This is a genomic window from Algoriphagus aquaeductus, assembly GCF_003253485.1.
GTDB lineage: Bacteria > Bacteroidota > Bacteroidia > Cytophagales > Cyclobacteriaceae > Algoriphagus > Algoriphagus aquaeductus.
This window is the reverse complement of record NZ_QKTX01000006.1, coordinates 133593-154486: the sequence shown is the minus strand read 5'-3', so window position 1 is coordinate 154486 and position 20894 is coordinate 133593. Positions and strand designations below refer to the sequence as shown.

36 protein-coding genes are annotated in these 20894 nt (G+C 42.4%); all 36 read right to left on the bottom strand.

Annotation, left to right across the window (positions count from 1 at the left end):
* Nucleotides 1-48 precede the first annotated feature (48 nt).
* The gene (gene eno / locus CLV31_RS10125; protein WP_111392770.1) at nt 49-1332 is read right to left on the bottom strand and encodes a phosphopyruvate hydratase; all 1284 of its coding nucleotides are present in this window, start codon (nt 1330-1332) and stop codon (nt 49-51) included.
* A 22-nt stretch (nt 1333-1354) separates the two neighbouring features.
* Nucleotides 1355-2452 (bottom strand): glutamine-hydrolyzing carbamoyl-phosphate synthase small subunit, encoded by a 1098-nt coding sequence (carA, locus tag CLV31_RS10120; RefSeq protein WP_111392769.1) that lies wholly within the window; start codon nt 2450-2452, stop codon nt 1355-1357.
* A 116-nt stretch (nt 2453-2568) separates the two neighbouring features.
* Nucleotides 2569-3063, bottom strand: coding sequence for a 50S ribosomal protein L17 (rplQ, locus tag CLV31_RS10115; RefSeq protein ID WP_111392768.1), 495 nt, complete (start codon nt 3061-3063; stop codon nt 2569-2571).
* 6 nt (nt 3064-3069) lie between these two features.
* A complete protein-coding gene (locus CLV31_RS10110) occupies nt 3070-4059 on the bottom strand; it encodes a DNA-directed RNA polymerase subunit alpha (protein WP_111392767.1) in 990 nt (329 codons plus the stop codon).
* A 41-nt stretch (nt 4060-4100) separates the two neighbouring features.
* Entirely contained in the window at nt 4101-4706 is a 606-nt protein-coding gene (rpsD, locus tag CLV31_RS10105; protein ID WP_111392766.1) for a 30S ribosomal protein S4, read from the bottom strand.
* An 18-nt stretch (nt 4707-4724) separates the two neighbouring features.
* Nucleotides 4725-5123: a 30S ribosomal protein S11 gene (gene rpsK, locus CLV31_RS10100; protein ID WP_026953287.1), complete on the bottom strand. Its 399-nt coding sequence runs from the start codon at nt 5121-5123 to the stop codon at nt 4725-4727.
* A gap of 15 nt (nt 5124-5138) precedes the next feature.
* Nucleotides 5139-5516 (bottom strand): 30S ribosomal protein S13, encoded by a 378-nt coding sequence (gene rpsM / locus CLV31_RS10095; protein WP_111392765.1) that lies wholly within the window; start codon nt 5514-5516, stop codon nt 5139-5141.
* Between the two features lie 2 nt (nt 5517-5518).
* On the bottom strand, nt 5519-5635 hold the full coding sequence (gene rpmJ / locus CLV31_RS10090) for a 50S ribosomal protein L36 (RefSeq protein WP_013927415.1): 117 nt from the start codon (nt 5633-5635) through the stop codon (nt 5519-5521).
* A gap of 96 nt (nt 5636-5731) precedes the next feature.
* The gene (gene infA, locus CLV31_RS10085) at nt 5732-5950 is read right to left on the bottom strand and encodes a translation initiation factor IF-1 (RefSeq protein ID WP_077346329.1); all 219 of its coding nucleotides are present in this window, start codon (nt 5948-5950) and stop codon (nt 5732-5734) included.
* Between the two features lies 1 nt (nt 5951).
* Complete coding sequence (gene map, locus CLV31_RS10080; protein WP_111392764.1) at nt 5952-6725, bottom strand: type I methionyl aminopeptidase; 774 nt, start codon at nt 6723-6725, stop codon at nt 5952-5954.
* Nucleotides 6726-6727: 2 nt separating this feature from the next.
* The gene (gene secY / locus CLV31_RS10075; RefSeq protein WP_111392763.1) at nt 6728-8047 is read right to left on the bottom strand and encodes a preprotein translocase subunit SecY; all 1320 of its coding nucleotides are present in this window, start codon (nt 8045-8047) and stop codon (nt 6728-6730) included.
* A gap of 4 nt (nt 8048-8051) precedes the next feature.
* Nucleotides 8052-8498 carry a 50S ribosomal protein L15 gene (gene rplO, locus CLV31_RS10070; protein WP_111392762.1) on the bottom strand — a complete coding sequence of 149 codons (447 nt, stop codon included), beginning with the start codon at nt 8496-8498 and terminating at the stop codon, nt 8052-8054.
* Between the two features lie 2 nt (nt 8499-8500).
* Nucleotides 8501-8680, bottom strand: coding sequence for a 50S ribosomal protein L30 (gene rpmD / locus CLV31_RS10065; RefSeq protein WP_111392761.1), 180 nt, complete (start codon nt 8678-8680; stop codon nt 8501-8503).
* A 5-nt stretch (nt 8681-8685) separates the two neighbouring features.
* The gene (rpsE, locus tag CLV31_RS10060) at nt 8686-9204 is read right to left on the bottom strand and encodes a 30S ribosomal protein S5 (RefSeq protein ID WP_067544600.1); all 519 of its coding nucleotides are present in this window, start codon (nt 9202-9204) and stop codon (nt 8686-8688) included.
* Nucleotides 9205-9209: 5 nt separating this feature from the next.
* Nucleotides 9210-9560 (bottom strand): 50S ribosomal protein L18, encoded by a 351-nt coding sequence (gene rplR / locus CLV31_RS10055; RefSeq protein ID WP_111392760.1) that lies wholly within the window; start codon nt 9558-9560, stop codon nt 9210-9212.
* A gap of 6 nt (nt 9561-9566) precedes the next feature.
* Nucleotides 9567-10124 (bottom strand): 50S ribosomal protein L6, encoded by a 558-nt coding sequence (gene rplF, locus CLV31_RS10050; protein WP_111392759.1) that lies wholly within the window; start codon nt 10122-10124, stop codon nt 9567-9569.
* Nucleotides 10125-10133: 9 nt separating this feature from the next.
* Entirely contained in the window at nt 10134-10529 is a 396-nt protein-coding gene (gene rpsH, locus CLV31_RS10045; protein ID WP_111392758.1) for a 30S ribosomal protein S8, read from the bottom strand.
* 80 nt (nt 10530-10609) lie between these two features.
* Nucleotides 10610-10879 carry a 30S ribosomal protein S14 gene (gene rpsN / locus CLV31_RS10040; RefSeq protein ID WP_111392757.1) on the bottom strand — a complete coding sequence of 90 codons (270 nt, stop codon included), beginning with the start codon at nt 10877-10879 and terminating at the stop codon, nt 10610-10612.
* A gap of 2 nt (nt 10880-10881) precedes the next feature.
* The gene (rplE, locus tag CLV31_RS10035; protein WP_111392756.1) at nt 10882-11442 is read right to left on the bottom strand and encodes a 50S ribosomal protein L5; all 561 of its coding nucleotides are present in this window, start codon (nt 11440-11442) and stop codon (nt 10882-10884) included.
* A complete protein-coding gene (rplX, locus tag CLV31_RS10030) occupies nt 11435-11779 on the bottom strand; it encodes a 50S ribosomal protein L24 (protein ID WP_111392755.1) in 345 nt (114 codons plus the stop codon). The genes rplE and rplX overlap by 8 nt, the downstream gene beginning before the upstream one ends.
* Nucleotides 11780-11781: 2 nt before the next feature.
* Nucleotides 11782-12150, bottom strand: coding sequence for a 50S ribosomal protein L14 (gene rplN / locus CLV31_RS10025; RefSeq protein ID WP_111392754.1), 369 nt, complete (start codon nt 12148-12150; stop codon nt 11782-11784).
* 2 nt (nt 12151-12152) lie between these two features.
* A complete protein-coding gene (gene rpsQ, locus CLV31_RS10020; protein WP_111392753.1) occupies nt 12153-12416 on the bottom strand; it encodes a 30S ribosomal protein S17 in 264 nt (87 codons plus the stop codon).
* Nucleotides 12417-12435: 19 nt separating this feature from the next.
* Nucleotides 12436-12618 carry a 50S ribosomal protein L29 gene (rpmC, locus tag CLV31_RS10015; protein WP_111392752.1) on the bottom strand — a complete coding sequence of 61 codons (183 nt, stop codon included), beginning with the start codon at nt 12616-12618 and terminating at the stop codon, nt 12436-12438.
* A gap of 9 nt (nt 12619-12627) precedes the next feature.
* A complete protein-coding gene (gene rplP / locus CLV31_RS10010) occupies nt 12628-13047 on the bottom strand; it encodes a 50S ribosomal protein L16 (protein WP_111392751.1) in 420 nt (139 codons plus the stop codon).
* A 25-nt stretch (nt 13048-13072) separates the two neighbouring features.
* Entirely contained in the window at nt 13073-13810 is a 738-nt protein-coding gene (rpsC, locus tag CLV31_RS10005; RefSeq protein ID WP_111392750.1) for a 30S ribosomal protein S3, read from the bottom strand.
* A 9-nt stretch (nt 13811-13819) separates the two neighbouring features.
* Nucleotides 13820-14212: a 50S ribosomal protein L22 gene (rplV, locus tag CLV31_RS10000; RefSeq protein ID WP_111392749.1), complete on the bottom strand. Its 393-nt coding sequence runs from the start codon at nt 14210-14212 to the stop codon at nt 13820-13822.
* A gap of 2 nt (nt 14213-14214) precedes the next feature.
* A complete protein-coding gene (rpsS, locus tag CLV31_RS09995) occupies nt 14215-14493 on the bottom strand; it encodes a 30S ribosomal protein S19 (RefSeq protein WP_010856292.1) in 279 nt (92 codons plus the stop codon).
* Between the two features lie 2 nt (nt 14494-14495).
* Nucleotides 14496-15320, bottom strand: coding sequence for a 50S ribosomal protein L2 (rplB, locus tag CLV31_RS09990; protein WP_111392748.1), 825 nt, complete (start codon nt 15318-15320; stop codon nt 14496-14498).
* A gap of 13 nt (nt 15321-15333) precedes the next feature.
* Nucleotides 15334-15621, bottom strand: a complete 288-nt coding sequence (rplW, locus tag CLV31_RS09985; RefSeq protein WP_111392747.1) for a 50S ribosomal protein L23 — start codon at nt 15619-15621, stop codon at nt 15334-15336.
* A gap of 4 nt (nt 15622-15625) precedes the next feature.
* A complete protein-coding gene (gene rplD, locus CLV31_RS09980) occupies nt 15626-16255 on the bottom strand; it encodes a 50S ribosomal protein L4 (protein ID WP_111392746.1) in 630 nt (209 codons plus the stop codon).
* 3 nt (nt 16256-16258) lie between these two features.
* Entirely contained in the window at nt 16259-16891 is a 633-nt protein-coding gene (rplC, locus tag CLV31_RS09975) for a 50S ribosomal protein L3 (RefSeq protein ID WP_111392861.1), read from the bottom strand.
* Nucleotides 16892-17132: 241 nt separating this feature from the next.
* Complete coding sequence (gene rpsJ / locus CLV31_RS09970; RefSeq protein WP_024284766.1) at nt 17133-17438, bottom strand: 30S ribosomal protein S10; 306 nt, start codon at nt 17436-17438, stop codon at nt 17133-17135.
* Nucleotides 17439-17449: 11 nt separating this feature from the next.
* The gene (gene fusA, locus CLV31_RS09965; protein ID WP_111392745.1) at nt 17450-19570 is read right to left on the bottom strand and encodes an elongation factor G; all 2121 of its coding nucleotides are present in this window, start codon (nt 19568-19570) and stop codon (nt 17450-17452) included.
* Between the two features lie 5 nt (nt 19571-19575).
* Complete coding sequence (gene rpsG, locus CLV31_RS09960; RefSeq protein ID WP_111392744.1) at nt 19576-20043, bottom strand: 30S ribosomal protein S7; 468 nt, start codon at nt 20041-20043, stop codon at nt 19576-19578.
* Between the two features lie 18 nt (nt 20044-20061).
* Nucleotides 20062-20475, bottom strand: a complete 414-nt coding sequence (gene rpsL / locus CLV31_RS09955; RefSeq protein WP_026953260.1) for a 30S ribosomal protein S12 — start codon at nt 20473-20475, stop codon at nt 20062-20064.
* A gap of 98 nt (nt 20476-20573) precedes the next feature.
* Nucleotides 20574-20888: a DUF3467 domain-containing protein gene (locus CLV31_RS09950; RefSeq protein ID WP_111392743.1), complete on the bottom strand. Its 315-nt coding sequence runs from the start codon at nt 20886-20888 to the stop codon at nt 20574-20576.
* Nucleotides 20889-20894: the final 6 nt, after the last annotated feature.

The window sequence follows — 20894 nt, the reverse complement described above, 5'->3', positions numbered from 1 at the left end:
ACAGCCCCGAATTAAGGGCTGTCTCTGTACGATCAATTTGATCTTTTCTTATTTCAATCTTCCTTTGAACACGGCGGCATCACCCAATTGCTCTTCGATTCGAAGCAATTGGTTGTATTTAGCCATACGGTCAGAACGTGAAGCGGAACCGGTTTTGATCTGTCCACAATTCACGGCCACAGCCAAATCAGCTATGGTAGAATCTTCTGTTTCGCCGGATCTGTGAGACATGACGGCTGTGAAGCCCGCCTTGTGTGCCATGTTTATTGCGTTCAGGGTTTCGGTAAGGGTTCCGATCTGATTTACTTTTACAAGAATGGAGTTAGCTGATTTCTCTTCGATTCCTCTTTTGAGGAATTTCACATTGGTCACAAATAGATCATCACCTACCAATTGTACTTTGTCTCCGATTTTGGCGGTTAGCATCGCCCAACCTGCCCAATCTTCCTCGGCACAACCGTCCTCGATAGAGTCGATTGGATATTTTTCAGTCAACTCGGCCAAATACGCGACTTGTTCTTCCCGCGATCTTACTTTTCCGGTTGGACCTTCAAACTTAGAGTAGTCATATTTCCCGTCTTTGTAGAATTCGGAAGATGCGCAGTCCAAAGCGATGGTCACATCGTCACCAGGCTTATAGCCGGCCTTGGCGATCGCATCCAAAATACAGGCAAGTGCCTCTTCTGTACCTCCTGAAAAGTTGGGAGCAAATCCACCCTCATCACCTACTGCTGTGCTGAGGTTTTTGTCGTGAAGGATTTTTTTCAAATTATGGAAAATTTCAGCACCCATTCGGATTGCTTCAGAGAAGCTGGAAGCTCCTACCGGACGAACCATGAATTCCTGGAAAGCAATAGGGGCATCGGAGTGAGAACCTCCGTTGATGATATTCAACATCGGAACAGGAAGTGTATTGGCATTCACTCCGCCGATGTATCGGTATAAGGGCTGTCCCGCTTCCATGGCTGCTGCTTTTGCCACCGCCAAAGAAACACCAAGGATCGCATTTGCTCCCAACTTGCTTTTGGTAGAAGTGCCATCCAGATCGATCATGATTTGGTCGATGGTATTCTGCTCAAACACATCCATACCGACCAATTCTGGAGCGATGATGTCATTTACATTGGATACAGCCTTCAGTACGCCTTTCCCCAAATATTTGCTTTTGTCTCCATCCCGGAGCTCGACTGCTTCATTTACACCTGTAGAAGCACCACTTGGAACGGCTGCACGGCCAAAAGCTCCATTTTCAGTAACTACATCGACTTCTACGGTAGGATTTCCTCGTGAATCAAGGATTTGTCTTGCATGAATTGATTGAATCAACGTCATAGTTTTAAAAGGTTTATTAGAATTAGTTTTGGTTAATCAGGGAAATAAAGTCATCAAACAAATACCTAGAATCGTGTGGTCCTGGAGATGATTCAGGGTGATATTGCACGGAAAATGCAGGTTTGTGTTTGAGACGAATACCAGCGACAGTATTGTCATTTAAGTGAACATGGGTAATCTCCACGTGGGGATTCTTTTCTGTGTCCTCTCTAACCACGTTGAATCCGTGATTTTGGGAAGTGATTTCACTCTTACCAGTAAGTAGATTCTTGATGGGGTGGTTGAGACCTCGATGGCCGTGGTGCATTTTGTAGGTTTTGATTCCCACCGCTTCTGCCAAAAGTTGATGACCAAGGCAGATTCCAAAGATTGGCTTACCCGTTTCCAATATATCCTTAACCGTATCTACGGCATACTCCATGACTGCCGGATCACCCGGGCCGTTGGAGAGAAAATAAGCCTGTGGCTCCCATTCTTCCATTTCTTTCAACTTTGTTTTAGCAGGGTATACCTTGCAATAAACACCTCGGGAGGCCAAGTTTCTGAGAATGTTCTTCTTAATCCCAAAATCGAGACAGGCTACTTTTACAGGTGCATTTTCATCACCGAAAAAATAAGGTTCTTGAGTACAAACAGAGGAAGACAATTCCAATCCATTCATATCTGGAACTTTGGCCAATTCGGCTTTCAGTCCTTCAAGATTTTGTTCAAACTCCGAACTGATAATGGCATTCATAGCCCCTTTTGAGCGCAAATGACGAACAAGTTTGCGCGTGTCGATGTCAGCGATACCGGTAATTCCATAGTTTACTAAGTAGTCCTGCAATGAACCAGAAGCATCCAATCTTGAAAAAACTTCTGAGAAACTATTCACCACAATCCCTGCGACACATGGGTGATCGGATTCAATTTCGTCCTGATGCACCCCATAGTTACCTATGTGAGAAGTAGTGGTGACAACAATTTGCCCGGTATAGGATGGATCTGTGTAGATTTCCTGATAGCCAGTCATTCCGGTATTAAAGCAGATTTCTCCGCCATTGGTACCAGGTTTACCGATGAGGGTGCCGTGGAATACCGTCCCATCGGCAAGAAGTAAAGTAGCTTTTTGTTTAATCATTTCTTTGAAGATTGCCCAAAGTTAATAATTCTTGGGGAGGAGGATATTAGGCTAGGGTATAAAAAAAGGATTGAACGGGCGTCCAATCCTTTTGATATTTCAGGTGTTCCTTCAATTTATTTTTCTTCGTTGTCGCTTTCAGTGCCAGCCTCCGCTGCTGGAGCAGCAGGAGCTGCATCAGCCGCTTTACCAGTAGATCTTCTGGATCTTCTAGTGGTCTTTTTAGCTGGCTTAGCATCTTTCAACATCAATTCATTGAAGTCAACCAGTTCGATGATACTCATTTCAGCGTTGTCACCCAAACGGAAACCAGTCTTAATAATCCTGGTATACCCTCCTGGGCGAGTACCTACTTTCTCAATTATCTCACCGAAAAGAGCTTTGATAGCATCCTTGCTTTTCAGATAGGAGAAGGCAATACGTCTATTGTGTGTAGAATCTTCTTTAGCTCTGGTAACCAGAGGCTCAACAAACTTCTTCAATTCTTTAGCCTTGGCAAGCGTAGTAGATATACGCTTGTGAAGAATCAGGGAAGTTGCCATGTTGGAAAGCATTGCCTTCCTGTGAGAGGCAGTCCTACCAAGGTGGTTAAATTTCTTACCGTGTCTCATTGTTTATTATTCTTCATCAAGTTTGTACTTAGAAATGTCCATCCCAAAGGTTAGACCTTTCTCTTGGATCAATTGCTCAAGCTCAGCCAGTGACTTTTTTCCGAAGTTTCTGAATTTCATCATATCAGAAATCTCAAGTCTGGCAAGATCTCCAAGAGTTCTCACATCGGCAGCCTTTAGACAATTGAACGCTCGAACAGAAAGATCAAGATCGCTCAAAGAAGTCTTCAAAAGCTTACGCATGTGAAGGAATTCCTCATCGATAGGCTCTGGTTCAGCTACACCGGTAGAATCAAGGACCATTGTCTGGTCAGAGAACAGCATGAAGTGCTGAATCAAAATTTTAGCTGATTCCTGAAGCGCTTTCTCTGGATGGATAGAACCATCTGTAGAAACTTCAAGGATCAATTTTTCGAAGTCAGTCTTCTGCTCTACTCGGGTGTTTTCAACGCTGTATTTCACATTTTTGATAGGTGTGAAAATGGCATCGATAGCGATTTGTCCAAAAACCTGCTCTTTGGGTTTGGATTCTTCAGCCGGTAAATAACCCCTTCCCTTTTCGACTGTAAGTTCGATTTCGAAATTTTTTGTTTCATCGATATGGCAAATAACCAATTCAGGATTCAAAACTTCGAAGGAAGAAGTGAACTTGGCAATGTCCCCCGCGGTGAAAACAGACTGATTTTTGATTTCTACAGTGATTTTTCCGTCAAATGCGTCATGCACTTTTTTGAATCTCACTTGCTTTAGGTTCAAAATGATGTCAGTCACGTCTTCTACTACACCCTCGATGGTAGAGAATTCGTGGACCACTCCCGGGATTTTGATGGAAGTGATGGCGTATCCCTCCAAAGAAGAAAGCAATATTCTTCTCAGGGCGTTACCGATGGTAACTCCATAGCCTTTTTCGAGTGGTTTGAAGGTGAACAAGCCATGAAAGTCGTCGGCTTTCTCCATCACCACTTTCTCGGGCATTTGAAATGCTAGTATGGACATATATCTCGTTCTGTTTTTTTTTAGCTGAAAATAGTAAAATATTACTTAGAGTAAAGTTCGACAATGAGCTGCTCCTTGATATTCTCCGGAATATCATCTCTGCCTGGTACACTGACGAATTTCCCTGTCAAAGAAGCATTATCCCACTCTAACCAAGGATATCTGTTTGATGCTCTTCCAGCCAAGCTGTTGGTAATCGCCTCAAGAGATTTAGAACGCTCTCTCACAGAGATCACATCACCTGGCTTCAGGGTGTAAGAAGGAATATTGACTACCTCACCATTGACCAAGATGTGCTTATGACCCACAAGCTGTCTGGCTCCTCGACGAGTAGGAGAAATTCCCAATCTATAAACGGTATTATCTAAACGAGCTTCAAGAAGCTGCAGGAGGTTTTCACCGGTAATACCTGTTTTTCTGGAAGCAATGTCAAACATCTTTGCGAATTGTCTCTCCAATACGCCATAGATATATTTCGCTTTTTGCTTCTCAGCAAGCTGAACTGCATATTCGGACTGCTTCTTTCTTCTACCACGACCATGCTGGCCAGGAGGGTAGTTTTTCTTTTGAAGTGCCTTGCTGTGCCCTTCGATAGCTTCTCCAAATCTTCTGGAGATTTTTGCTTTAGGACCTGTATATCTTGCCATTCTGTAACTTTTTTAAAATTAAACTCTTCTACGCTTAGGAGGACGACAACCGTTGTGCGGCATCGGAGTGACATCAATGATGGTAGTCACATCCAAACCTACGTTTTGCAAAGTTCTGATCGCAGATTCACGACCAGCGCCTGGACCTTTTACGAATACTTCGATTTTTCTCAAACCGAGATCATAAGCTACTTGACCGCAATTTTGGGCGGCCATTTGAGCAGCGTAAGGAGTATTTTTCTTAGAACCTCTGAAACCCATTTTACCGGCAGAAGCCCAAGAGATTACTTGACCTGCATTATTGGTAATAGAGATGATGATATTGTTGAAGGAGGCTCTAATGTGTGCCTGACCTACAGCTTCTACCTTTACTACTCGCTTTTTACCTTTTGCTTTATCGTTTCTTTTCTGAGCCATAATCTAAATCAGGTTTTATTTAGTTGCCTTCTTCTTGTTAGCAACAGTCTTTCTCTTACCCTTCCTTGTTCTGGCGTTGTTTTTAGTACCTTGACCACGTACAGGAAGTCCTTTTCTGTGTCTCAAACCTCTGTAACATCCGATATCCATCAGACGCTTGATGTTCAATTGGATCTCCGACTTCAACACCCCTTCGGTTCTGTATTCCTCGGAGATAATGTTACGGATTGCGGTTGACTCTTCGTCATTCCACTCTCCTGCTTTTTTGTCAAAAGAGATACCGGCCTTGCTCAGGATCGCTCTGGCGGCGCTTCTTCCTATTCCGAAGATATAGGTAAGTCCGATTTCGCCGCGCTTATTGTCTGGTATGTCTACACCTGCAATTCTAGCCATGATTAACCTTGTCTTTGTTTATACTTAGGATTTTTCTTATTGATGACGTAAAGTTTTCCTTTTCTTCTGATCACCTTACAGTCAGCACTTCTCTTTTTAATAGATGCCTTTACTTTCATATGATTATTATTTTACATTTCGGCCATATGTAATCTCGCATTCAAGTTTACCTGATTCAAAGACTGGTTGGCTGTTCTGCTCGATTTCATGTCAGTCTATTTATATCGATATACTATTCTGCCTTTTGTTAAATCATAGGGAGATAATTCTAACTTGACTTTATCTCCGGGAAGGATTTTAATGTAATTCATCCTCATTTTACCGGAAATATGGGCAATCAATTGATGTCCATTCTCCAGTTCCACTTTGAACATCGCGTTGGATAACGCCTCCGTAATGGTACCGTCTTGCTCGATTGATGTCTGTTTGGCCATATTAGAATTTAAAGATCTCTTCTATGTATTTATGGGTCGTCAAGACCTCTGTTCTGTCTTCAAATATTGCAACTGTGTGCTCAAAGTGGGCTGAAGGTTTCCGATCTGCAGTTCGGATAGTCCAACCGTCTCTTTCCTGGACGATATTTCTAGATCCAAGATTGATCATGGGCTCAATTGCAATCACCATTCCTTGCTTGAGCAAGGGGCCACTGCCTTTTTTGCCATAATTAGGAACCTCAGGAGCTTCGTGAAGTTTGCGGCCCAGTCCGTGCCCGACTAACTCTCGGACGACCGTATAGCCTTTGGCTTCAACAAATTTTTGGATGGCATGACCGATATCACCGACACGATTTCCAAATTTAGCCTGTTCAATTCCTAAATAGAGTGAATCTCTGGTAGACCGAAGTAATGCTAAAATAGAAGGGGAAACCTCACCTATGGGGTATGTATAAGCGGAATCGCTATGAAAACCTTGGTGAAAGACTCCACAATCTACAGAGATTATATCGCCATCTTTCAATTCATACTCACTGGGAAATCCATGAACAACAACTTCGTTGACAGAGATACACAATGAGGAGGGAAAACCGTTGTACCCTTTAAAAGAAGGTACAGCGCCATGATCCCTGATAAACTCTTCAGCAATTTTATCTAAGAAAGAGGTCTTTACCCCTTCCTTGACATACTTGGCAACCTCTCCATGAGCTTTACCCAGTATATCGGCACTTTCTTTAATCTTAAGGACTTCCTCAGAAGTCTTGTAATGAATCATTATTAAGCGACTTGGTAATTGGAAGGATTATTCTTCACATTACCGCTTTTCATCATTCCTTCATAGTGTCTCATCAACAAATAACTTTCTATTTGTCTCAAAGTATCCATGATAACACCAACCATGATCAATAATGAAGTTCCGCCATAAAACTGAGCAAACTCACCACCCACTCCCGCAATAATAGCTAAGGCAGGAAGAATCGCAACTGCAGCGAGTAGAACAGAACCCGGAAGCGTTATTTTAGAAATGATTCCATCGATAAAATCCGATGTTGGAGCACCAGGCTTGATTCCCGGTACAAATCCACCATTCCTTTTCATGTCTTCTGCAATTTGTTCCGGATTGACCGTGATCGCAGTATAGAAGAACGTAAATACGATAATCAATACTGCAAACAGCAAGTTGTATTGCCAGGATGTGAAATCAGAGAAAGTGGTACCAATGTAATTAGCTATGTCACTCTCACCGGCCCATATCTGAGCTATCAAGGCAGGTACAAACATCAATGATTGTGCAAAGATAATAGGCATTACACCAGAAGCATTCACTTTAATCGGAATGTACTGACGCTGTCCACCATAAACTTTACCTCCTACTACTTGCTTGGCATATTGAACCGGAATTCTCCTGGTAGCTTCTGTAAGAGCAATAACTCCAACAACTACGAAGAATAGAACCACAGCCTCAATAATCAGCAGCAACATGCCTGAGGAACCTTTTTCCAAACCTTCCGCAATCAAAGCTCCCGGAAAGCGGGAAATAATCCCTATCATAATCAGCATAGAGATCCCGTTTCCGATTCCCTTCTCAGTAATTTTTTCACCTAACCACATACAAAACATGGTACCGGCAGAAAGAAGTACTAACGAACTGAACATGAAAAGAGAGGTACTAACCATAACGGCTCCAGTAGGAAGAATTGTAGCTGTTACATAACCAATACCTTGCGCTACCGTGATCGCAATGGTCAGTACTCGGGTAATCTGATTGATTCTTTTTCTACCAGATTCGCCCTCTTTTTGCATTTTTTGAAAATAGGGTACTCCGACAGTAAGCAACTGCAACACAATAGATGCAGATATGTAAGGCATAATCCCCAAACCGAAAATGGAAGCATTGCTAAAGGCTCCCCCCAGAAAAGTATCGATCAAACCGAATATCCCTTCTGGCGCCCCACCGAGTTTTGATGGATCCACACCGGGAAGTACGATGAATGAACCTAATCTGAAGATGATCAAAAATCCAATGGTATTCAGGATTCTTACTCTCAAGTCTTCGATTGAGAAAATGTTCTTTACTGTCGAAATAAACTTTTTCATTTACTTAAATCTTGTTTACAGTACCACCAAGGTTTTCGATTGCTGCTACCGCAGAAGCAGAAAACTGGTGTGCAGTCACGTCCAATTTGGATTTCAATTCTCCACCGCCGAGGATTTTGATTTTATCATTCTTAGATGCCAGTCCATGAGAAACTAACGCTTCCATGGTGATAGCTGAAAGATTGAATTGCTCAGCAAGAGATTGCAAGGTATCCAAATTTACCGGTTTGAACTCTACCTTATTCAAGGATTTGAAACCGAATTTAGGAACACGTCTTTGAAGAGGCATTTGACCACCTTCAAATCCAATCTTAGTTTTGTAACCAGATCTTGACTTAGCTCCTTTATGACCTCTTGTAGAAGTTCCACCTCTACCAGAACCAGTACCACGACCAATTCTTTTGCGGTTTTTTGTAGAACCTTCAGCTGGGGTTAATGTATATAGTTTCATGATTAAGCTTCCTCCACTTTTACAAGGTGATTCACTTTATTTACCATTCCAGCGATTTGAGGAGTATTTTCTACCACCACAGATTTGCTGATACGACCCAGTCCAAGAGCAGTGATTGTTGCTTTCTGATCTTTTGGTCTGTCGATCGTACTTTTCACTTGTGTGATTTTAATCTTTGCCATGATACTTATCCGTTAAAGACTTTTGACATTTTCACGCCTCTCTGTTGAGAAACAGAGATTGCATCTCTAAGCTGAACCAATGCATCAATGGTAGCTTTCACAACATTGTGAGGGTTGGACGAGCCTTTTGATTTAGCTAAAACGTCCGTTACACCGGCTGATTCCAACACTGCACGCATAGCACCACCAGCGATAACACCGGTACCGGCAGCTGCAGGCTTGATCAATACCAAACCTCCACCAAATTTTCCAATTTGTTCATGAGGGATAGTACCTTTCAAAACTGGAACTTTCACCAAGTTCTTCTTAGCGTCTTCGATGCCTTTGGTTATAGCGTCAGTCACTTCATTGGCTTTACCCAATCCGTAACCTACTACACCTTGGCCATCTCCAACCACTACAATTGCAGAGAAGGAAAATCTTCTACCCCCTTTCACCACTTTGGCTACTCGGTTGATAGCGACAACTTTCTCTTTCAATTCTGTATCTGTAGCCCTAATGGGTTTTCTTCTTACTTGAGACATATTGATTAGAATTTAAGGCCTCCTTCTCTGGCACCTTCGGCCAAAGCTTTTACATTACCATGATACAAGTAGCCATTACGGTCAAATACTACTGCAGACACTCCATTGGCAACTGCTCTCTCGGCAAGTTTTTTACCTACTTCCTTGGATACAGTTACATTGGTGTTTGCCTTAGAACCAAGCTCTTTGGAAGAAGCCTGAGCCAAAGTGACGCCTTTAAGATCGTCAACCAACTGTGCATAAATGCCAGTATTACTTTTGAAAACTGACAGACGAGGTCTGGAATCTGTACCAGAAATCTTTCTTCTGATACCCTGCTTGATTCTAAGTCTTCTGGAATTCTTATTAAATGCCATAACCTATTATTTTTTACCGGCAGTTTTACCAGCCTTACGTCTAACTTGTTCACCAACGAAGCGCACACCTTTACCCTTATAAGGTTCAACCTTACGAAGAGATCTGATTTTTGCAGCGACTTGTCCGATCAACTCTTTGTCGATACCTTCCAAAGTAATCAATGGGTTTTTACCTTTTGGCGTCTCCGTCTTAAGAGAGATTTCATTTGGCAAAGCCATAAAAATACTGTGAGAGTAACCTAAGCTCAGCTCAAGTACCTGGCCCTGATTGGAAGCCTTATAACCTACACCGACCAATTCCAAATCCTTTTTGTAGCCTGTGGACACACCAATCACCATGTTGTTGATCAGTGATCTGTAAAGACCATGTAAAGATTTATGTCTTTTGGATTCGGTAGGTCTGGAAACAACGATTTCGCTGCCTTCCACTTTCACCTGAATATCGGGATTCACATCCTGAGTCAGTGTACCCTTTGGACCTTTAACAGTGACAGTTCCATGAGCTGACACGTCTACAGTAACACCGCTGGGTATATTTATTGGTTTTTTACCTATTCTAGACATGATAGTAAATTAATATACGTAGCAAAGAACTTCGCCACCGATACCCTCTACTCGGGCTTCTTTGTCGGTCATCACACCTTTAGATGTGGAAACAATGGCGATACCAAGTCCATTGATCACTCTGGGGAGAGCATCATGCTTGGCGTATTTTCTCAAACCTGGAGTACTAACTCGCTCAAGGCTTACAATGGCGTTTTGCTTTGTAGTAGGATTGTACTTCAAAGCGATCTTGATTGTGCCTTGAGGACCATTATCTTCAAATTTGTAATTTTGAATATATCCTTTTTCGTGCAACACCTTTGTGATTTCCTTCTTGATGTTAGAAGCAGGTATCTCAACGATTCGATGAGAAGCCTTGATGGCATTTCTCAATCTGGTCAGATAATCAGCTATTGGATCAGTCATATTAGTATAGTCTAGCACCACCCGAATTGGGCGTGCAAAGTTACGAATTGATTTTTAGAATAAAAACTACTGTCGTTATTTTACCAGCTAGACTTAGTCAGACCAGGGATTTTACCAGCAGAAGCCATTTCTCTGAAGGTTACCCTGTTGATTCCAAACTTTCGCATGTATCCTTTTGGACGACCGGTCAGCTTACATCTGTTGTGAAGTCTTACCGGAGAAGCATTCTTTGGTAATTTGTCAAGGGCTTCGTAGTCACCGGCTGCTTTCAGCTCGGCTCTTTTCTTGGCATACTTGGCAACCAATCTTTCTCTTTTTCTCTCTCGAGCTTTGATGGACTCTTTTGCCATGATTATTCTTGATTATTTTTATTAACGAATGGCATTCCAAAAGCTTTCAACAGAGCAAAAGCTTCTTCATCTGTACCAGCGGTAGTTACGAAGGTGATATCCATACCTGAGATTCTATTCACTTTCTCGATAGAAATCTCAGGGAAAATAATCTGTTCGGTAACGCCCAACGTGTAGTTTCCTCTTCCGTCAAATCCTTTGTCAGAAATACCTTTGAAGTCACGTACTCGTGGAAGAGCTACGGTCATCAATCGATCAAGGAACTCATACATCTTCTCGCCTCTCAAAGTAACTTTGGCTCCAATTGGCATTCCTTCTCTAAGTTTGAAGTTAGAGACAGCAATTTTAGCTTTGGTTGCAACAGCTCTCTGACCGGTAATCAAAGAAAGCTCTTCAACTCCTTGATCCACTAACTTCTTATCAGCTACTGCAGCTCCAATCCCTTTATTGATGACAATTTTTGTCAACTTGGGAACCTGCATTACGGAGGAGTATTGAAACTTCTCTTTCAAAGCAGGAACGATATCGTTCAAGTATTTTACTTTAATTCTTGGATTAGCCATTGATCACCTCCCCAGTTTTCTTTGAGAACCTCACTAGTTTTCCATTTTCACCTACCTTACGGCCAGTTCTAGTTGCTTCACCGGTTTTAGGGTCAACAAGCATTAAATTACTGATATGCAAGGAGGCTTCCTTCTTTTCGATACCACCCTGAGGCTTTGCAGCAGTAGGCTTCACATGTTTGGTGATCATATTGATCCCTTCCACGATTGCCTTTCTCTTATCAGTATCTATTGAAAGTACCTTTCCGGTTTTTCCTTTGTCATCACCTGCGATTACCTTTACAGTATCTCCAGTTTTGATGTGCAGCTTAGGCTGCTTATTGAATTTTCTTTCCATGATTAAAGTACTTCAGGGGCCAAGGAAACGATTTTCATAAACTGCTTTTCTCTGAGCTCTCTGGCTACTGGACCGAAAATACGGGTACCTCGTGGCTCATCGTTGTTGTTCAACAACACGGCAGCATTATCTTCAAATCTGATATAAGAACCATCCTTTCTACGGATCTCTTTCTTTGTTCTTACAATTACCGCTTTGGAAACGGTACCCTTTTTCATATTGCTGGAAGATAGGGCTGACTTTACAGTCACGACTACTTTATCACCGATTGAAGCATAACGCTTACCAGTTCCTCCCAACACGCGGATGACCAATACCTCTTTGGCACCGGAATTATCTGCAACGCTTAGTCTGGATTCTTGCTGTATCATGATTACTTAGCCCTTTCAATAATTTCAACTAATCTCCAACGCTTATTCTTGCTCAGCGGACGAGTTTCGCTGATTTTAACCAAGTCTCCCGGGTTACACTCATTTTTCTCGTCATGAACCATAAATTTGGTAGTCTTGGCAACAAACTTACCGTAGATCGGATGCTTTACCTTACGCTCTACAGCCACAGTGATGGATTTATCCATTTTGTTGCTTACGACCTTCCCAATTCTTTCTTTGCGAAGATTTCTCTCAATCGTAGCCATTTTCTTTTCTGTTAGCTAGTTATTTGGAGTGTAATGCAGTCTTCAATCTTGCGACCAGACGCTTAGACTCTCTGATTCTGTTAGGATTCTCAATTGGAGAAATCGAATGGGCAAATCTCAATTTGCTTAGATTCTCCTGCTCAGCGACAAGTCGCTCGGCGATTTCACTTGCTGAAAGTGATCTGATTTCAGTGTTTTTCATAATTCCTGATTATTCAGCGTAGTCTCTTCTTACAACAAATCTTGTACTTACGGGTAGCTTCTGCTGCGCAAGTCTCAACGCCTCTTGAGCGGTCTCCAGGCTCACGCCTGTAGCTTCGAAAAGGATAGTACCTGGCTTGATAACTGCAACCCAATATTCTGGAGCACCTTTACCTTTACCCATACGTACCTCTGCGGGCTTTTTGGTGATAGGTTTGTCAGGGAAAATTCTGATCCAAACCTGTCCTTCTCTCTTCATCGCTCTTGTCATGGCAATACGAGCTGCCTCGATCTGGCGAGAAGTAATCCATCCTGGCTCAAGGGATTTGATGCCAAAGTTGCCAAAAGAGAGCTCAGCGCCTCTTGTAGCCAGACCTTTGACACGGCCCTTGTGCATCTTCCTATATTTAGTTCTTTTCGGCTGTAACATGATTTCTCACTTAGAAAGGTGAAAATTAGTTATTTCTTTTTCTGCGTCTTGGACCGTCTTTATCTCTACCTTTTGGAGCTGGGCCACGCTGTCCTTTTGGCTCGTTGGCAGCACCTTGATTAGGGGATAGGTCTCTCTTACCGTATACTTCACCTTTAAAGATCCATACTTTGATACCGATGATTCCATACACCGTAAGTGCTTCGGAGATCGCATAATCAATATCGGCTCTAAGGGTATGAAGAGGGATACGTCCTTCTTTGTACATTTCAGAACGGGCCATTTCAGCTCCGCCTAGACGACCAGAAAGTTTAACTTTAATTCCTTCTGCTCCCACTCTCATGGTAGCAGCAATCGCCTGCTTCATTGCACGACGGAAGGAAATTCTAGCTTGAAGCTGCTGCGCGATAGATTCACCTACCAATTTAGCATCCAATTCAGGACGCTTAATTTCGAAGATATTGATTTGAATATCTTTGTTGGTGATCTTCTTGAGTTCTTCTTTAAGCTTGTCTACTTCGGCTCCACCTTTACCAATTACAACACCTGGTCTGGCAGTGTGAATTGTAAGTGTGATTCTCTTAAGCGTACGCTCAATGATCACTTTAGCAATTCCGCCTTTAGGTATTCTGGCAAGGACGTACTTACGGATTTGTTGATCTTCGTATAATTTTTCAGCAAAATCTTTCCCACCATACCAGTTGGAATCCCAGCCTTTAATTACACCAAGTCTAAATCCTATTGGGTTAATCTTTTGTCCCATAGTCTTTTCTTAATTTGCCTTTTCGTTAGTTTCTACTATATCAGCGGTAACGTCTCCAGCATTGAACGCGTCAATTACCAGGGTTACATGATTGGATCTCTTGCGGATTCTGTGACCACGTCCTTGTGGAGCAGGTCTCAATCGCTTGAGTGAACGACCTTCGTCAACCATGATGGTTTTCACAAATAGGTCAGCTTCTTCAAGCTTGGCATCAGGATTTTTTGCCTGCCAATTGGCCACAGCAGAAAGGAGAAGTTTCTCCAATTTGATCGCTCCATGATTTGGAGTGAATTTCAAAATGCTAAGGGCCAATCCTACTCTCTTGCCTCTTACGAGGTCAGCCACAAGGCGCATTTTGCGCGGTGAAGTAGGAACGTTTCTTAATCTTGCTATTGCTTCCATGATTATCTCTTTCCTTTATCTTTTTTAGCAATGTGGCCACGGAAGTTTCTGGTTGGGGCAAATTCACCCAATTTGTGACCTACCATGTTGTCAGTTACAAATACTGGGATAAACTTGTTTCCGTTATGCACAGCGAAGGTATGTCCCACGAAATCCGGAGAAATCATGGATCTTCTTGACCAAGTCTTGATGACAGATTTCTTGCCTGACTCGTTCATGGCATCTACTTTCTTCACCAGATGGTGTTCGATATAAGGACCTTTTTTTAATGAACGTGCCATAATTATTTAGATCTTTTACTGATGATGAATTTGTTTGAATACTTCTTAGGTGCTCTGGTTTTCTTACCTTTAGCAAGAAGACCTTTGCGTGATCTTGGATGTCCACCTGAAGAACGACCTTCACCACCGCCCATTGGGTGATCTACTGGGTTCATCGCCACACCTCTTGTACGTGGTCTGACACCTAGCCATCTTTTACGGCCGGCTTTACCCAGAACTACATTCATGTGGTCTGCATTTGATACAGTACCAACTGTAGCCATACATGCCCCAAGGATCAGTCTCATTTCACCAGAAGGAAGCTTCACGGTCACGTATCTAGAATCTCTAGCTACAATCTGAGCGTATCCACCTGCACTTCTAGCCAATGCACCACCTTTACCTGGCTTCAATTCCACATTGTGTACAATGGTACCCATTGGGATATTTGCCATTGGCATGGCGTTGCCCACTTCTGGAGCAACTTGCTCACCGGAAATCACTGTTTGTCCTACTTGCAAACCTTCCGGAGCGATAATGTAGGCCTTTGCACCATCTGCGTAATAAAGTAGGGCAAGACGGGCTGTTCTGTTTGGATCGTACTCGATAGCCTTTACGGTAGCTGGTACACCAAACTTCTTTCTTTGGAAGTCTACGATTCGTAGTCTTCTCTTATGACCTCCACCGATGTAGCGAGCGGTCATTTTGCCTTCATTATTTCTACCGCCTGACTTCTTCACAGGAGCGAGGAGCGACTTTTCTGGCTTTGACTTGGTAATCTCGTCAAAGGCAGGAGCTACTCTGAATCGTGTTCCCGGAGTTACAGGCTTCAATTTTTTAATTGCCATGATATTGATTCAATTAAATTTCTCCGTAAAAATCAATTACTTCACCATCAGCCACTTGTACAATTGCTTTCTTGAAAGCATTGGTAAAGCCTGATACGATTTTGTTTTTGGTGTATCTTGTTTTATGCTTTGCAGCATATCTCATGGTCCGCACTGAAACCACTTTTACACCATATTTTTTCTCTACAGTAGATTTAATCTGCAACTTATCGGCAGTTTTCTCGACGATAAAGCCGTAAACACCTTTTTCATTAAGTGCAGATATCTTTTCTGTGATCAAAGGCTGCTTCAGAATATCCATTGTCTTATTTCGATAAAATGGTTTCTAATTTACTTACAGATCCTTCGCACAAAACCAAATGGTCAGCATTGAGGAGTTGGTAAGTATTTACATCATGTACAGTCACAACTTTCGCCTTTGGAAGGTTTCTGCTGGAAAGAAATACATTTTTGTTGTCTTCTGGGAGAACCAACAATGTCTTCTTGTCAGAAAGAGAAAGTCCGTTTAGCAAAGCAAGGTAGTTCTTGGTCTTTGGTGCATCAAAAGAAAGATCTTCCAATACCAATAGGCTGTTTTCTTTCGCTTTATAAGTAAGCGCAGACTTACGGGCCAACTGCTTCACCTTTTTATTCAATTTGAAAGAGTAGTCTCTTGGCTTAGGGCCAAAAACTCTACCCCCACCACGGAAGTTAGGAGCTTTCAAAGATCCGGCACGGGCACCACCGGTTCCCTTTTGCTTCTTGATCTTTTTAGTAGAACCTGCTACTTCATTTCTTTCTTTCGACTTATGCGTACCCTGTCTTTGATTGGCCAGGTATTGCTTTACATCCAGGTAGATTGCGTTATCGTTAGGTTCGATTGCAAAAATCTCGTCAGAAAGAGTCACCTTTCTACCTGTTTCTTGTCCTTTATGATTGATTACTGCTAATTCCATGGCTTACTTCTCCAGAATAACAAATGAATTTTTAGGACCAGGCACTGAACCAGAAACCAAAATCAGGTTTTGCTCAGAATAAACTTTCAACACTCTCAGGTTGATTACTTTTACTCTGTCACCACCAGTTCTTCCGGCCATTCTCATGCCTTTGAATACTCTTGATGGCCAAGAACAAGCACCAATGGAACCTGGGTGTCTTTGTCTGTTGTGCTGACCGTGAGTTTGTCCACCCACACCACCAAAACCATGACGCTTCACGACACCTTGGAAGCCTTTACCTTTTGAAGTACCGATGGCATCCACGAAGTCACCTTCTACGAAAACCTCTCCGGCACTTACTGTCTTTCCGAGCTCCACTTGGCCTTCAAACTCGACCCTGAAGTCACGGAACTCAACAACTTTCTGCTTTGGCGTGGTGCCGGCCTTTTTAAAATGACCGATCAATGGCTTGGGAGTGTTTTTCTCCTTTCGCTCACCGAATGCCAACTGCACTGCGTTGTACCCGTCTGTTTCAACGTTTTTTACTTGCGTCACTACGCAAGGACCAGCTTCGATTAGCGTGCATGCGACGTTACGTCCATCGGCACTGAAGATGCTAGTCATTCCTACTTTTTTACCTATAATACCAGACATCTTGAATAAGATAATTTGATAATCCACAAGCGATTATACACTTGGGCCCTTTTTAAGGACTGCAAAGTTACTGAAATATTATTTGGCAGCAAATCCCAACTCTAATATTTTCAAACAATTAGAAAATAATTGATTTCTGCCTTTAAATCCTTTGGAATGTCGGTTCATACCCATTTTAGGACAGGGAGGAAACAAAAAAACCTGCAGTTCATGCAGGTTTTTTCTTCGAATTTCAAGTCTATCAGACTTTAATTTCTACATCCACACCACTAGGAAGCTCGATCTTCATCAACGCATCCACAGTTTTGGAAGAATTGGAATAGATGTCAACCAATCTTTTGTAAGTACAAAGTTGGTATTGATCTCTAGCCTTTTTGTTTACGTGTGGCGATTTCAACACCGTAAACTTCTCCTTTTTTGTAGGCAATGGAATCGGACCAACAACAACAGCGCCAGTAGCCTTTACTGCCTTCACGATCTTTTCTGATGACTTATCCACCAGGCTATGATCGTATGATTTCAATTTTATTCTGATTTTCTGGTTCATGTTCTTTTCAATTAGGCTTTTTCACCTTTTACTTTCGCAATGACTGCTTCTGCAATATTGCTTGGAACTGGCTCATAGTGAGAGAATGTCAGTGATGCTGTGGCTCGACCTGAAGTGATGGTTCTCAAATCAGTTACGTAACCGAACAATTCAGATAATGGAACAGCTGCTTTCACAACGGTTGATGTACCTTTTGTATCCATACCTTTCATCAAACCTCTTCTTCTGTTCAAATCACCTGTGATAGGACCAGTATATTCATCTGGAGTTACCACATCTACAGCCATGATAGGCTCAAGCAATTGAGGTCTACATTTCTTAGCTGCTTCTTTGAAACCGATTCTAGCTGCCAATTCGAAGGAAAGCGCATCGGAGTCAACGTCATGGTATGAACCGTGAAACAATCTAACTTTCATCGCTTCGATTGGATAGCCTGCCAAAGGACCATTCTTCATTGCTTCCTGGAATCCTTTCTGAACAGGCTGGATAAATTCTTTAGGAATCACACCACCAACGATACCGTTGACAAAGTCAAGTCCGGGCTTAATTTCACCAGTTTCAGGATCTGGATCTTTTGGACCCAACTCGAATACGATATCGGCAAATTTACCTTTACCACCAGTCTGCTTTTTGTAAACCTCCTTGTGCTCAACAGAACCGAAAAGAGCTTCTTTGTAAGCAACCTGAGGAGCACCTTGATTGATTTCAACTTTGAATTCTCTCTTCAAACGGTCGATGATAATCTCCAAGTGAAGTTCACCCATACCTCTAAGGATCGTCTGACCTGTTTCGTGATCAGTATTTACCTGAAGTGTTGGATCCTCTTCTACCAATTTAGCAATTGCCATACCTAGCTTATCGACGTCAGCTTGAGTCTTAGGCTCAATAGCGTAACCGATAACTGGCTCTGGGAATACCATTGACTCAAGAACTACTTTTCTCTTTTCATCGCAAAGTGTATCACCAGTTTTGATGTCTTTGAAACCCACTACAGCTCCGATGTCACCAGCAACCAATCTTTCAATTTGGTTTTGCTTATTCGCGTGCATTTGGAATACTCGAGAGATACGCTCCTTATTTCCAGAACGGCTGTTGAATACATAAGAACCAGACTCCAATACGCCAGAGTATGCTCTTACGAAGCAAAGTCTACCTACAAATGGGTCAGTGGCAATTTTAAAGGCAAGACCAGTGAACGGCTCGGCTTCGCTTGGAGAAATTCTGACCTCTTCGTCCTCATTATCCAAAGAATGACCAATAATATCATCCTTGTCTAATGGAGAAGGCAGCAATTCCATAACCAAGTCAAGCATGGTCTGAACTCCTTTGTTTTTGAAAGAAGATCCGCAAACCATTGGCACAATTTTCATGTCGATGGTTGCTGCTCTAAGTGCCTTCAAGATTTCAGCTTCCGTAATTGAGTTTGGATCATCGAAGAATTTCTCCATCAATGATTCATCATACTCAGCTACCGCTTCCAAAAGGTGCTCTCTGTATTGAGCTACTTCTTCTTCCATATCTTCCGGAATTGGCACAACTTCATAGGTCATCCCCATGTCGTGCTCATTCCAGATCATTGCGCGGTTGTTGATCAAATCGACTACACCACGAAATTTATCTTCGGCACCGATTGGAAGTTGCAAAGGAACTGCGTAAGAACCGAGCATTTCCTTTACTTGCTTACAAACAGCTAAGAAGTTTGCACCGGCACGGTCCATTTTGTTAACGAAACCGATACGAGCGACTTTGTAATTATCAGCTAATCGCCAGTTTGTCTCAGACTGTGGTTCAACACCATCCACAGCACTGAATAGGAAAACAAGTCCATCAAGGATTCTCAGGGAACGGTTTACTTCTACAGTAAAGTCAACGTGGCCTGGGGTATCGATGATGTTAATTTGATATTGATTACTTCTATAATTCCAGAATACAGTAGTAGCAGCGGAAGTAATGGTAATCCCTCTTTCCTGCTCTTGAGCCATCCAGTCCATAGTGGCGGCACCTTCGTGCACTTCACCGATTTTATGGGACTTTCCGGAATAAAATAGGATACGCTCAGTAGTCGTAGTCTTTCCAGCATCAATATGAGCTGCAATACCAATATTTCTGGTAAATCTTAAATCTCTTGCCATCCTAATTAAAATCTAAAGTGGGAGAATGCTTTGTTGGCTTCGGCCATTCTGTGCGTATCATCCTTTTTCTTGACAGCGGCTCCTTCGCCTTTTGCTGCTGCGATGATCTCACCTGCCAATCGGTCCATCATGGTCTTCTCTCCTCTTCTACGAGCATAGAGAATCATCCACTTGATCCCGAGCGCCATTTTTCTTTCAGGTCTGACTTCCATAGGAACCTGGAAAGTAGCACCACCAACTCTACGACTCTTCACCTCAACGGATGGAGCAATATTGTTAAGCGCTTTTTTCCAAACTTCAAGACCATTCTCGCCTACTTTGGATTCTACCTTTGCTACCGCATCGTAGAAAATGTTGTAAGCAATACTCTTCTTCCCGTCGAACATCAGACAGTTTACAAACTTGGTCACCAAAGTATCATTGAACTTTGGGTCAGGAAGAATATATCTCTTCTTTGGTTTCGCTTTTCTCATTTCTTTACAAGTGTTTTATTATTTCTTCTTGCCTGGAGCTGCAGCAGGAGCACCCTTGCCAGCCTTAGGTCTTTTAGCACCATACTTGGAGCGACCTTGCTTACGGTCTTTTACTCCGGCAGTATCCAATGCACCTCGGATGATGTGATATCTCACACCGGGAAGATCCTTCACACGACCACCTCTAATCAATACGATAGAGTGCTCTTGCAGATTGTGACCTTCACCTGGAATGTAAGCATTCACTTCTTTTCCATTAGTCAATCTTACCCTTGCCACCTTTCTCATCGCGGAGTTAGGCTTCTTAGGGGTTGTAGTATATACTCTGGTACAAACCCCTCTACGCTGTGGACATGCATCCAAGGCTCTAGATTTCGATTTGATTTCCAGTGTATTTCTACCTTTTCTTACTAGCTGTTGAATAGTAGGCATTAACTGATAAAATTTAGTTTTCCTGTAAACTGTTAAATTTTGGACTGCAAAGGTAAAGAAAGTAATAAGAGTAACAAAATTAAGCAGTTATATTTTTGTTACGCCTCGCCTGGGGTACCGAATGAAATAGGGAAAGATGGAGTTCCACCCCCTTGATTGATTTTGCCAAAGGCAGCCTCATATTTTTCGATATTATCCTTCAGGGCCGCAAGCAATCTTTTGGCATGATCAGGGGTAACAATAACCCTTGATTTAACTTTTGCCTTTGGGACTCCTGGCATTAGTCTGATAAAGTCTATCACAAATTCAGAATTGGAATGGGCAATCATGGCGAGATTGGAATATACCCCTTCAGCTATTTCTTCCGAAAGTTCGATGTTGATCTGTTGATCATTTCTATTTGGATCTTCCATTGCTTT

Coding starts and splice junctions, on each gene's coding strand:
- eno (WP_111392770.1), bottom strand. CDS start 1,332: ATGACGTTGATTCAATCAATTCATGCAAGACAAATCCTTGATTCACGA.
- carA (WP_111392769.1), bottom strand. CDS start 2,452: ATGATTAAACAAAAAGCTACTTTACTTCTTGCCGATGGGACGGTATTC.
- rplQ (WP_111392768.1), bottom strand. CDS start 3,063: ATGAGACACGGTAAGAAATTTAACCACCTTGGTAGGACTGCCTCTCAC.
- CLV31_RS10110 (WP_111392767.1), bottom strand. CDS start 4,059: ATGTCCATACTAGCATTTCAAATGCCCGAGAAAGTGGTGATGGAGAAA.
- rpsD (WP_111392766.1), bottom strand. CDS start 4,706: ATGGCAAGATATACAGGTCCTAAAGCAAAAATCTCCAGAAGATTTGGA.
- rpsK (WP_026953287.1), bottom strand. CDS start 5,123: ATGGCTCAGAAAAGAAACGATAAAGCAAAAGGTAAAAAGCGAGTAGTA.
- rpsM (WP_111392765.1), bottom strand. CDS start 5,516: ATGGCTAGAATTGCAGGTGTAGACATACCAGACAATAAGCGCGGCGAA.
- rpmJ (WP_013927415.1), bottom strand. CDS start 5,635: ATGAAAGTAAAGGCATCTATTAAAAAGAGAAGTGCTGACTGTAAGGTG.
- infA (WP_077346329.1), bottom strand. CDS start 5,950: ATGGCCAAACAGACATCAATCGAGCAAGACGGTACCATTACGGAGGCG.
- map (WP_111392764.1), bottom strand. CDS start 6,725: ATGATTCATTACAAGACTTCTGAGGAAGTCCTTAAGATTAAAGAAAGT.
- secY (WP_111392763.1), bottom strand. CDS start 8,047: ATGAAAAAGTTTATTTCGACAGTAAAGAACATTTTCTCAATCGAAGAC.
- rplO (WP_111392762.1), bottom strand. CDS start 8,498: ATGAAACTATATACATTAACCCCAGCTGAAGGTTCTACAAAAAACCGC.
- rpmD (WP_111392761.1), bottom strand. CDS start 8,680: ATGGCAAAGATTAAAATCACACAAGTGAAAAGTACGATCGACAGACCA.
- rpsE (WP_067544600.1), bottom strand. CDS start 9,204: ATGTCTCAAGTAAGAAGAAAACCCATTAGGGCTACAGATACAGAATTG.
- rplR (WP_111392760.1), bottom strand. CDS start 9,560: ATGGCATTTAATAAGAATTCCAGAAGACTTAGAATCAAGCAGGGTATC.
- rplF (WP_111392759.1), bottom strand. CDS start 10,124: ATGTCTAGAATAGGTAAAAAACCAATAAATATACCCAGCGGTGTTACT.
- rpsH (WP_111392758.1), bottom strand. CDS start 10,529: ATGACTGATCCAATAGCTGATTATCTGACCAGATTGAGAAATGCCATC.
- rpsN (WP_111392757.1), bottom strand. CDS start 10,879: ATGGCAAAAGAGTCCATCAAAGCTCGAGAGAGAAAAAGAGAAAGATTG.
- rplE (WP_111392756.1), bottom strand. CDS start 11,442: ATGGCTAATCCAAGAATTAAAGTAAAATACTTGAACGATATCGTTCCT.
- rplX (WP_111392755.1), bottom strand. CDS start 11,779: ATGGAAAGAAAATTCAATAAGCAGCCTAAGCTGCACATCAAAACTGGA.
- rplN (WP_111392754.1), bottom strand. CDS start 12,150: ATGATACAGCAAGAATCCAGACTAAGCGTTGCAGATAATTCCGGTGCC.
- rpsQ (WP_111392753.1), bottom strand. CDS start 12,416: ATGGCTACGATTGAGAGAAATCTTCGCAAAGAAAGAATTGGGAAGGTC.
- rpmC (WP_111392752.1), bottom strand. CDS start 12,618: ATGAAAAACACTGAAATCAGATCACTTTCAGCAAGTGAAATCGCCGAG.
- rplP (WP_111392751.1), bottom strand. CDS start 13,047: ATGTTACAGCCGAAAAGAACTAAATATAGGAAGATGCACAAGGGCCGT.
- rpsC (WP_111392750.1), bottom strand. CDS start 13,810: ATGGGACAAAAGATTAACCCAATAGGATTTAGACTTGGTGTAATTAAA.
- rplV (WP_111392749.1), bottom strand. CDS start 14,212: ATGGAAGCAATAGCAAGATTAAGAAACGTTCCTACTTCACCGCGCAAA.
- rpsS (WP_010856292.1), bottom strand. CDS start 14,493: ATGGCACGTTCATTAAAAAAAGGTCCTTATATCGAACACCATCTGGTG.
- rplB (WP_111392748.1), bottom strand. CDS start 15,320: ATGGCAATTAAAAAATTGAAGCCTGTAACTCCGGGAACACGATTCAGA.
- rplW (WP_111392747.1), bottom strand. CDS start 15,621: ATGGATATTCTGAAGCAGCCTTTGATCACAGAAAAGATATCTGCACTT.
- rplD (WP_111392746.1), bottom strand. CDS start 16,255: ATGGAATTAGCAGTAATCAATCATAAAGGACAAGAAACAGGTAGAAAG.
- rplC (WP_111392861.1), bottom strand. CDS start 16,891: ATGTCTGGTATTATAGGTAAAAAAGTAGGAATGACTAGCATCTTCAGT.
- rpsJ (WP_024284766.1), bottom strand. CDS start 17,438: ATGAACCAGAAAATCAGAATAAAATTGAAATCATACGATCATAGCCTG.
- fusA (WP_111392745.1), bottom strand. CDS start 19,570: ATGGCAAGAGATTTAAGATTTACCAGAAATATTGGTATTGCAGCTCAT.
- rpsG (WP_111392744.1), bottom strand. CDS start 20,043: ATGAGAAAAGCGAAACCAAAGAAGAGATATATTCTTCCTGACCCAAAG.
- rpsL (WP_026953260.1), bottom strand. CDS start 20,475: ATGCCTACTATTCAACAGCTAGTAAGAAAAGGTAGAAATACACTGGAA.
- CLV31_RS09950 (WP_111392743.1), bottom strand. CDS start 20,888: ATGGAAGATCCAAATAGAAATGATCAACAGATCAACATCGAACTTTCG.